The 10,266-nt window shown below is 43.6% G+C and carries 6 protein-coding genes; 1 reads left to right on the top strand and 5 read right to left on the bottom strand.

Features of this window, described 5'->3' with window-relative positions; genetic code table 11:
- Positions 1-467: 467 nt before the first annotated feature.
- The 5 genes from istB to NFR90_RS11115 all read right to left on the bottom strand — a co-directional run bounded on the left by istB (position 468) and on the right by NFR90_RS11115 (position 7,610).
- Complete coding sequence (gene istB, locus NFR90_RS11135; RefSeq protein WP_277612818.1) at positions 468-1,253, bottom strand: IS21-like element helper ATPase IstB; 786 nt, start codon at positions 1,251-1,253, stop codon at positions 468-470.
- The gene (gene istA, locus NFR90_RS11130) at positions 1,225-2,796 is read right to left on the bottom strand and encodes an IS21 family transposase (protein ID WP_251453080.1); all 1,572 of its coding nucleotides are present in this window, start codon (positions 2,794-2,796) and stop codon (positions 1,225-1,227) included. The genes istB and istA overlap by 29 nt, the downstream gene beginning before the upstream one ends.
- 177 nt (positions 2,797-2,973) lie before the next feature.
- Entirely contained in the window at positions 2,974-3,264 is a 291-nt protein-coding gene (locus NFR90_RS11125) for a Fic family protein (protein ID WP_160336332.1), read from the bottom strand.
- Positions 3,265-3,598: 334 nt separating this feature from the next.
- Positions 3,599-4,093, bottom strand: a complete 495-nt coding sequence (locus tag NFR90_RS11120) for a hypothetical protein (protein WP_160336333.1) — start codon at positions 4,091-4,093, stop codon at positions 3,599-3,601.
- Positions 4,094-4,145: 52 nt separating this feature from the next.
- Positions 4,146-7,610, bottom strand: a complete 3,465-nt coding sequence (locus NFR90_RS11115; RefSeq protein WP_251453078.1) for an autotransporter outer membrane beta-barrel domain-containing protein — start codon at positions 7,608-7,610, stop codon at positions 4,146-4,148.
- 638 nt (positions 7,611-8,248) lie between these two features.
- Between NFR90_RS11115 and NFR90_RS11110 the strand changes: the two genes are divergently transcribed.
- Positions 8,249-10,057 (top strand): IS1634 family transposase, encoded by a 1,809-nt coding sequence (locus tag NFR90_RS11110; RefSeq protein WP_251453076.1) that lies wholly within the window; start codon positions 8,249-8,251, stop codon positions 10,055-10,057.
- Positions 10,058-10,266: the final 209 nt, after the last annotated feature.

The raw sequence follows: 10,266 nt of genomic DNA, 5'->3' as shown, positions 1-10,266 counted from the left end.
CAGGGATTACTCTTTAAACAGTAAACTTTAACTAGGTTTAACAACATCAAGTAGTCAACCGATTTCAGGAAATGACATGGTTCGAACGACGATTCTCAGCGTTCGAACGGAGCTAATTTTCAGTGTCGGCTGATGCGTCAACGTTGATAGGTAAATCAAATTCTCACAGGTTCGAACGCTCAGTTTTAACCGTTGGGCCGACCTGTAGTTTACAAGATTTTGTGATAGCTATTTTTATAGTTGTTTGCAGTGATTTTGCGAGCACGTACGGTGTCAAGCCAACGTGGGATAAGTTGTAACGGAGCGCCAGCGAGGTTACAGCATTATGCCGCGAAAGTGACTTGACGCCGTTCTTCTTTAATACGCTGTACAAAGGCCGTTAAGCACACTGCTTAACGGCCTTAAAAACAGGCGGCTACAAGCGTTAAAACGCGTTTGGCCCTGCAATTAACTTCTTCTATTGACCTTTAGGATTTCTGCACGCCTCCATATTGTTCCATTTGCCTGACTGAGGCACCGTACATTTCGATTCTGTGGGAGACACTGACGAGTCTGTCCAGGATTGCGTCGGAGTAAGTCGGGTCGTTGATATATTCAGCCCATTTACTGACCGGCAGCACGCTTGTGACGATAGTACTTGCGTACATGTATCTTTCGTTTATTATTTCCAGCAGATCCTCTCTGGATCTGGCGTCTAACTGTCCGATGCCCCAGTCATCGAGGACTAGCAGATCAACATTTTTATACTCCTTGAGTTTTTTGAAGTATGTTTCGACGATCTGATGTGACGCAGACATTTGGTTAAGCAGCAGGGGTATTCTGACTACCCTTGCTGTTTTCCCTTTCATGCAGGCCTGATTAGTTAAGGCGCACGCAAGGAAGGTTTTACCGCATCCGGCAGCTCCGGTAATAATGATGTTTTGGTGCCTTTCCATCCACTGCATCGTGAGGAGCGCCTCTGCCTGATTTCTATCTAATCCTCTTTCAATGCTGAAGTCGATTGTGTCAGGACGAGCGTTTGGCAAGCAGATTTTTGCTTCTTTAAGACGACGGTTTAGTGCATTCGAGTCTCGCTTTTCAACCTCATATTCCAACCCTTCGATGACGCAGTCAAGCAAAGGCATTTGACAGGCGTCAGGATCAGTAAGAATCGCACAGAAGCGCTCATAAGCGGCACGCATTTTCAGCCTCTTGCACAACTCGCTGAGACGCAGAATTTTTTTATCATGAGTAGTTATTTCTGATGTTTTCATGTTCAACAGTCCTATAGTCCTGGTCTTTGTCGGAATTATCTAAGCCCATAAGCAGCTCTTTCTTTCGCATATTCACAAAGTTCTCGATAAAGCTGTAGCTCAGGAACTTTTGTTCGAGCGCAACGCCGAGGGCTTCATTGGCAAGCCGGTTCGATCCTATTTTTGCAAGCCGCCTTAGGCAGGAGCAGAATCTGCGGGCGTTCATTTGATCGGATTCCCACTTGATCTCCAAGACGTTTACAACCGTACTTTCGTTGTAGCCGCAGTCGATCAGCTCTTGTGCCCATTCATCCTTACTGAGCCGTTGGTGCTTTTCCTTTGCCGTCAGATGCTCAGGCAGAATGTGCGTCTTCTGGCCTGAAGCTTCAAGCAATCTCTTGTGCTTGCCAATGCAGACGGCGGTCTCAATGTCGTAAATGAAGACATTTTCGGCTGTCTTCAGCACAGAGACTTTTTTACCTACGTGGCTGGCAGGAACGCTGTAACGATGACCACAGTCCTCAGTGAGCCTGATACAGTGCCCTTTGTCAACCTTTAAGTACTTCCAGCTGCCGACTTCAAAGGCAAGGATGGGAAGACTTGCCAGCGCTTTTTTCTCGTGCGCCGCAAATTCAATTTCGCGACTGCTTTGGCGATTCTTTGTGAACGGACGCTCGTTGAACTGACGTACCTTCTCAAGAATCTGCTCGTTCAGATCAGACAGATCAAACGCTCTTATCGGACCCTGCATCGACAGAGGCGCTATCACATGCCGATAGAAGTGTAAAACGCTGTTTTCTACGCGGTTCTTGCCCTTTGGACTTCGCGGCCGACAAGCAAAGGTGTTGATCCGGTAGTATTCGCACAGATTGGTCAGGATTGGAGAGTAATCGATTCTGCTTTGCTTATGCGACATGACAAGGCTCCTGGCGTTGTCGACTATAAGCGTCTTTGGAATGCCGCCGAAGAACTCCAAGGCTTTGACAATCCCTTGCATCCAGGAGTGCTGTTTTTCATCGTCAAAAGCGCAGGCAAACATCTTCTGACTAAATGTCATTGTGGCAACAAACAGTTTGGATTTGCGGCTTTTCCCATGCTTGTCGACCCAATTGATAAGCTCGCCGGCAAAATCGATTTCCATCGAGCCGCCGGGTACTCGCTCCAAGTTGGTATAAACCTCCTTCGGAGCTTTAGCTTTCATTGCCTTATCTATTTGACGGCAGAACGTCGGATACGAGCAGGCGCTACTAGGGTCAGATGCCTTGTATGCTTCGTAAAGAAGCTGTCTGGTTGCATACTTGACGTTTGCAAGCTGAGTTATGACGTGATCTGTATCGATTTCTCGGTACTTTGCGTCAATGTGAGAACACAGCAGCTCTTCCAATACGGCTGAATCAGTCTTTTCGATCTCCGTGTACGTCAAGCCGGATGCTTTGATCTGGTTTGCGTATTTTGAGACAGTTGACTTCGATACGCTGACGGAAGCTGCAATTTTCGAATACGGTTGATTCAAGTTCAGCAGAGCTGCAATTTTCTTGATCTTTTCCATTGAAGATTGTTCCATAAATTGTCCCTAAAAAATTTAAGGACCTCAGACTACAATCCAACGGAAAAAACTGAAACATGCTAAGCATTCGAACCAGTGAGAACACCGTACTCAACTGGCAGAACAATTAGCTAGCTACTATTATGAGAGGGGCGTTCGAACACTTGAGAACACCGTTCGAATGGTTGAGAGAATTCATTGAGCATGCTTTACAGCTGCCTGAACAATTGGGTTCAAATCATTTCGTGAGAGAAATGAAAGCCAATTGTCTAACAAAGATTGCAATAAAAATGGATTTGGCGGAATATAAATTGCCTTCTCAATTCCATCTCCAGGGCGCCCAATGTGTACCTGTACTTTTCTTGGCTCACCTGGAGTTTTATACATGCCTCTTGCTCCATCTAGCAGCTTGGAATGCAAGCCCTTCACAAAGGATAAAGAGATATTCCTGTTTTTATTGATAATTTCATCCAGACCATCAAGCATAGCATCTCGATAGTTCAATACCTCTTGGACGTCATCTTTACGTGATGCTGAAACAGGGCGAACGTGTCGGTATCTTTGTTGCCAGAGACGTGGACTTTTCCAAGGTTTATCAGCTGAAACCCGCTAACCGATAAATACTCAAACAAATATCGCCTGAAAAAAGAAGGGGATGTAGCAAAATTGATATCAATTTTGCTACATCCCAGACCATCTATAAACCGAGGAAACTTTCAAAATTTTTATGATCCAAATAAGACAATAACTACAACTTTTGTTTCCATTAATCCCAACGCAATCCTATCTTCAGAATGCTAAAGTGGGATAGGGGAAAAACTCAATTTCCCAGTTTTTCTTGGTTGTCTTTTCTTTCTGTTTTTATGCGGTATAGATAACCCTGATTAGATCGAACTTTTGCAACAATTCGTTCTCCGCGCTTGCTCTCAATTGTTTTAACGAACCCTAAGGTCTCCGGTTTATTCTTCTTACAGTATTTAAAGTGCTTTTTCTCCTCTTCACTTTGAGGATTTTCTGGAAGCGGTTCAAAAGATGCTCTCAGCTCATGAGAACCAGAAGAAAGATAAAGTACAGAACGTTCTCGAGGATATAGAACCATAGTTAATTGGCCGTCCAGCCATAATCCTATACCGCATTCTCCTGTTGCTTCTCCCGTCTCTAGATACAATGGGAAAGTTCCTGATTCCTGAGAGTGTGGAATAAAAATTCTGTTTTCAGGAACGGGCTTTAATTCATCTTGGACACTGTTTGTTTGAGCCAGAGCTACAGAAGACAAACTGGCCATCAGACATAAAAAGTACAATTTTCTTTTCATAAGCTTCTCAGGTTGGAGTTGTAGACTCCAACCCCTCTAACATTATTTGGAATTAGAAAACATAACGCAATCCTATGTCTGCTCGATATTCTTGCTTGACATCGGAAGCGAAAGAACGTTTTACTTGAGCAAAACCAAACACATCTTTGCGGAAGTTGTAACTACCGCCGACTGTTATCTCGCCCCATGTATCTTTCAGGCTTATTTCGGTTTTGTTTTTGGTTCCTGAATCTAGTGAGTAAGTACCTTTGTACTTCGCTGAAAACTCCCTCAGAGCGTCAACTTTTACGAAGGCACTTCCTTCTTTAAATTCACGTCCGACTGAAACGCCCGCGCGCCCAATCAGACTATTGAGTCCGGAAGTTCTGACGTTTATATCTGAACTAGTTCTGCATTTTGCCCCTTTAATATGGCCGTAATTTAATTGCAACTGTGGATCAATGTACCACTCATCATTCACCATGAACTTTTTGCCAAACTCCGCTCCAATCTGATAAGCATATGTATGATATTTTCCTTTCGAAAGGTATCTCATCTTATTGCTTATCGCTGTATAGTCATGATGAATTCTGCTTGCTTTAAAAATTAAGTCTAAGTAGGCATTGTTATTAAATTTTTTTACTCCGTACAGAGAGACTGAGCCAAGCCAATTTTTCCCGCTGCCACTATTTCTTAGGTCTGTTTTACCGCGCGTATAAGTTAATCCGCCACCTAATATCCAACTTCCGCCGTCTTCTTTATTAAAGACATGATCAAAACCAAGTTGAATACCATAGTACTCATGCTTAAAGTAGTGATTTCCTTTGTCTAATGTATTTTTCCCGCCTAATACTCGAAACCAACCGCCTTCAAGATCAGCTCTATCTCGCACCTCACCCATTCGCTGGTACAAAGTTTCATTTTCTAAACGCCAAAGGTAATAGTCTGACAAAGCTACAGAGTCGATAGCATTGACAGTAGACGATGGTTCTTTAGGAGGGTCTTTAGGGGGATCTTTAGGAGGATCTTTTTCCTGCACAGTCTCTTCAAAGATTTTTTCGCCTATTTCTCCTTCCCAAGCATAAAGTGCTTTGGCATTATCGGTGGTAACTGTGATAGCTAAAGGAAAGCCATTTTCATCCACGAACTGACCTTCTTCATTAACTGTTATTTCTTTGAAATCTCCAGCTTTGTTTGTATATCCGAGTTTACCGTCCTGTACTACCAAGGTCAGAGGAGTTCCTGCCGCAGGTATCTCATCGTTTGGATCATCTGGATTTGAATTATCCAAATCTCCTGCCCCGCCAGCCGCAATGTTGGTATCTAAGGGAGAGTCGCTAGGCTCTTCTGTAGATCCTCCGGCCGAGTCAGGGTCTTTGGGTTCGTTTTCTAAATATACAGCGTTATAACTTGTGCGAGGATTTGACTCAAGAGCTAAAGTGACTTTTCTATCGGACGCCGTGTAAGAAGTAAAATTTCCGTTTTCGTCTACCAACTGGCCATCAGTGGGAACCAATTTAAGAGTAGCTAAGTCTAGAGGGTCCCGAATATTGTTTTGATTGCCAACTATTTCAGGATCTTCATAGTAATACTCTTCTTCATATCCGCCATTGATTTTGCCTTCATTAATATAGACTTTACCGGCTATGTACTTATATTTTTCGTAGACTCCCTTATCGTCTTCCCATTTTTCTAAATCTACACGCTCTCGTATATTATCAATACCCTCATTGACAAATAGATTATTCACGGCTGAACGCATGATCTGATATGCAAAGTGCTCATCAGGGACATCATCGGCTGAAATAGGAATCTGAACATCTAAATGGGAATTATTATTGACTAGAGTTTTTTCCACGTTCTTCAGAAGAACCCCTCCGCTTATGATTCCGTAACCTTTACCAACGAAATTCCATCTTAAATTACCCTCTCCACTTGTATTTTCAGTGTCGTTTGCTTTAGCTGCCTCGAAACTATCTTTATCAAAATAAGCCGAAATCAGTCCTCTACCGCGAAATACACCTTGATCATTAATGGAACTGTACTTTCCCAACGCAACGTTGTATGTTTCAGTTGTTTCGTGTCTATCATCCCCCAACACTAATTGGGTCGTTAGTTTAGAAAGCTCAACATCCTTTGCGCCTTTGCTTACGATAAGGTTAACGTTATCGCTTAAAATCAATTGGTTCCTGTGGGAATCGTCGGCTATCAAATATAAGGTCGAATTACTTGGATATAAATTTTGAGATGTGGTTGTATTAGCTACTACGACATCTCCTTTCAGAATACGAAAATTGCCTTTTAGCCAGGTTGATGTCTCTGCTTTTTCAAATGCATCCCCGTCCATTAATGGATTAACGAATACAGAAAAAGCGCTGCTGCCTGCTTTGGAATTATCTACATGTATATCCACATATTCCCGTAAACCTGTACCGGTTGGTTTGGATTCTATAGTTTGGACTCCGCCGCGGTTGTAGATTCCATAGCTCTCATTAACCTTTGAAGCTTGAACTCTAATCTCCTGAGTTAATCCTATGTACTGTGTTCCAATGTCTCGTTCGTCTCCTCTTGCAGCTCCGCTATCGCTCCAGTTGTAAATTCCTACAACCGGCAAAATCGTAGAGACATAATCTCCCTCGGGAGTCCAAGCGCCTCCTGAGATATTACTAACTGCGTCACTGACAAGAATTCTGTCGACAGAATTAATTCTTTGCTCTCCTCTATCGGAGGTCATTGCAATAGTTCCGCCGGCTATTCCAAAATTAGTAGCATAGATTGTTCCGATTCTATGGATGTATTGCTGCTTCCCATATACATCTTCAACTCCTGCTGTAAAAGGCTGATCTTCATCTCCTATCTGTTCAATAGGCATATAGATCATTTGTCGAGCTTCAGCTTCAAAATTCCTGACAGCAACTCCCCTACCAGTTGAACTTTGAGTTCCTGTTAAAGAACAGTTAATTGAAATCTTCTCAATTACACCTTCGGGTTCGGTGGGTGATTTACCTAAAATCTGTTCACCGTGCGAATTGTAAATAACGCCTCCATCACTTCCTGAAACGCCATAGCCGAATAACAAAAATCCTGGGCGTGAGGGCTTATTGGCTCCAACATTAGCTAACAGTTCTTTAAAATTACCAGTGATAATTTGGGAAGATCCAACCCCATCAGTATGAAATATATTTCCCGTTTCAGATGAGATAATTGTTTGGCCTGTTAAAGCAATAGTTTGTTTTCCCGCGCTTTTAAAAACCTTTCCGCCTTTAGCGGAGATGTGCAATTGAGGCACAGTAGAAAAAATGTTTTGTTCCAATGAAGAACGGAACAAAGCCATCGTCCGGTTATTTCTTTCTGTCAAACTAATAGAAGAGGAGATATCTCCGATAATTTGGTAGCCGGCCCCTAGGTTTTCGACACTTCCTAGATCGCCAATAAGTTCAGAAGCTAATGTATTGAAAGAAAAGGGGGAAATAAGCAAAAGGGCTAAAGCCTTATACCCCCCCCTGCGTAATAACGATTTAAGGATTAAATCATGCATATTTCTTACCTCGGGATTTATTTATGTAATACGCTTACATTTTCCCTCTAAATAAAACTCCTGAGAAATAGTACTTCTCTTGTTTTAGGGTTTATTTGATTAGTAATAACGTGTAATCATTTTTCCTAGAGTCTAACGTTACCCATAAGTTAACTTGGATAAATATCCCGCTAATTTAATAGATAGTTTGCTAAAATTTCGCCACTGACCCGATTTGTGCGATTTTTGAACTGGAATTGACCGGTTTGTTTTGAGAATTCAGTCAACCGCATCGGTAAATAACAAAGCAAAACGGCCAAGGATTCGCACTCCGAGGCCGCTTTAAGGAACAGATAAAACGCATCGTTCTAAATCTGTCGCCACTAGCATAAAACTATCAGGCCAAGGTACAATCCTTTGACCACAAAAGGAAGTGCCTTCATCCGAAGTCCTCGCTCTCGAAACCTACGCCAATCCCTTAATTATGGGAATTAGCAAAGGATTACGGCGTCAGCCGCAGCTGAATTTTTGCGTTTCTTGATACTTCAAATTTAATCAACCAAGTCAAAGTATAAAAAACTTATTGAAATTTAACGAAATTTTCTCCCAAATAGTCTTTTTTCATGTAAAATATAGATACTCTTTTTATGGTATCAATCATGAAATATCCAAAACTTCCTCCCTTGATCTTGAAATCAGGTCATTCGAATTACTACCTGTTTACGTACAAAAACATATGGGATCCTCTCAAGAAACGCTCGCGCCGCACAGAAAGCCGCAAGGTTGGAGTCATCATTTCCGGAAATAAGGAAGGACGTATTAAGTGGAACGATGAATTTCTGAAACAAAAACCGGAACTTGCAAACTTTGTTTGCGAGCGCAAAGGCAAGGAATATGTTTTCACGCCGCTCGGGGAAAATGGTCTCACACTAACTCAGGCTCTTTCAGTCAAGACACTCCATGCCGGAGCGACCTGGGCGCTGGACAGGATAGTTCAGGCGTCCCCTCTGGGAGGCGCTCTGCGAGAAGCGTTTCCGCGTTTCAACGACTGCCGTAAGATTCTCTCACTCGCCTATTTCATCATTCTCAACGCAGACAATAACGTCAGTCGTTATGCTTCTTTTGCCGAAACGACAAGGCTTCCGTGGCAGCGCTCCTTGAGTTCCTCAGCATTGAGTCGGCTCTTTGACCGCGTTGGAGAGGAGCGCATAGAGGTATTCTTTCGGGCGATGCACCGCGCTTGGCTTGAAGAGAAGCAAGCCGGAGGAAAAGGTCGCAGGATTGTTCTTGCACTGGACTCAACATCTATTTCAAGCTACTCGAAAAAGCTTGCAAATGTGGAATACGGCTTCAACAAGGACGAAGACTATCTACCGCAGATCAATCTTCTCCTTCTCGTTGACCAGGAAACCGGGTTACCTGTTTACTACCGTTATTACGATGGTAATGTGCCTGATGTCAGTACCGTAAGAAGGGTCATAGCAGACAATGCCCGATTGAAACTGGAAAATGTGATGTTGGTGTCGGATAAAGGTTATTGCAGCACCAACAACATCAATGATTGCCTGAGAAATGGCGTGAGTTTTATCTTCAATATGCGGTGTGAGGCAAAGGGAAGCCTCGCTCAGGAGTTAATTGAACAGTCCCGCAGCGCCCTTGAAGACCTTAATCGTCGTGATTGGTTCACACGTACGGCTTGCGTTACCCAAGAGCTGGAGTGGCGCTTCGACCCATACCCGATAGAAGGGAAAAAAGCGCGAAACGACGAAAGACGAAAACTCTACTGGCATATCTTCTTTGACCGCCGGTGCGCAGAGGAAGCTTCCGAAACGCTTCTGGAGCGGCTTGATACGGTACGCCGCAAGCTGGATCAAGGCAAAGCACTTGAAGACAATGAAACTACTCTTCTGGAGAAGTTCTTTACGCAGGCCGATGACGGCCGCTACTGCGTCGTCAACAGCAAGGTGCAGCAGTATCTCGCCTTCAAGGGATACAGAGTGCTTGTGAGCGACACTGAAAAAGACACCCGCAAGGCCTGGATCGCCTACAAAGAACGTTGGATAGTGGAAGATGCCTTTAAAACTCTCAAGTATCGCCTGGGCTGCTCGAGGAATCGTACTTCGAGAAACGGGACACTAGCCGGTAAGATCTTTGTGCAGTTCTTGGCGACAGCTATTTCCATGATGGTGCGCTGTCGGATAAAGCAATATGCCTTTAACGCGAACAAAAATCAAAAGATCAACGTAGTCTACGAGAGTGACGGAGCAATTCTCGCCTTGTTAAACAATGTCCAGCTGATACGGTTCAATGAGGGGAATTACTTTGGCGAGGTCGCCGGTAAAAGGCGCCGCTATTTTGAAGCTCTTGGAGTTCCTGTCCCTGTAGCCGGGGCTCAGCTCTCTGAGGACTACGACGGCGAGGAAGATATCGACGACCAGGAAGAGCTTCAATCCGATCTCGTAGTGTAGGGTTTGATAGATACCTCAAAAACGCAAAATTTCAGGCGGATGCTATTTGAAGCTCTTGGAGTCCCGGTTCCTGATGCAGAGCCGGAAAAGATACGGGACTATGAAGACGACGAAGAAGAGGCTGACTTCTAGCCTGAATTCCCAAAATTCTAGGAGCTATTTTTACAAATAGTCTCATCTTCAATTTAACTAATTGATTTTATACCCCT

Origin of the sequence: Parasutterella muris, from assembly GCF_943193095.1 — a bacterium.
GTDB lineage: Bacteria > Pseudomonadota > Gammaproteobacteria > Burkholderiales > Burkholderiaceae_F > Parasutterella > Parasutterella muris.
The sequence above is the reverse complement of the archived record's forward strand: the minus strand, read 5'-3'. Positions and strand labels throughout refer to the sequence as shown.